Source organism: Methylacidiphilum sp. Yel (assembly GCF_004421185.1).
Classification (GTDB): Bacteria; Verrucomicrobiota; Verrucomicrobiia; order Methylacidiphilales; family Methylacidiphilaceae; genus Methylacidiphilum.
Window position 1 is genome coordinate 1 of sequence record NZ_LXQB01000075.1, and the last position, 241, is coordinate 241.

The window sequence follows — 241 nt, forward strand, 5'->3', positions numbered from 1 at the left end:
TTTTAGCTTCTTTTAAGAAAATAAAACCTTCTTCTTCCAATAGATGGGTGAGCACAGAAAAGAAAACGACTAGATCAACTGAGTTATCCTTTAAAGGAAATTTATGCTGGTTGTGAAACAAAAATTCCCAGCCTGGTCTATTACATCTATCCCTGGCGTATTCTAAAAGTTCGGGAACAATATCCATGCCTATATAATGCACTTGCTCAGCCATTTCGGATTGAGCTAATGCGTAAGCTAA

General features: G+C 36.9%; 1 protein-coding gene. It reads right to left on the reverse strand.

Annotation, left to right across the window (positions count from 1 at the left end; translation table 11 throughout):
* Positions 1 to 241: class I SAM-dependent methyltransferase (locus tag A7Q09_RS09495; protein WP_134391214.1), on the reverse strand; the 241-nt coding region annotated here is incomplete at both ends.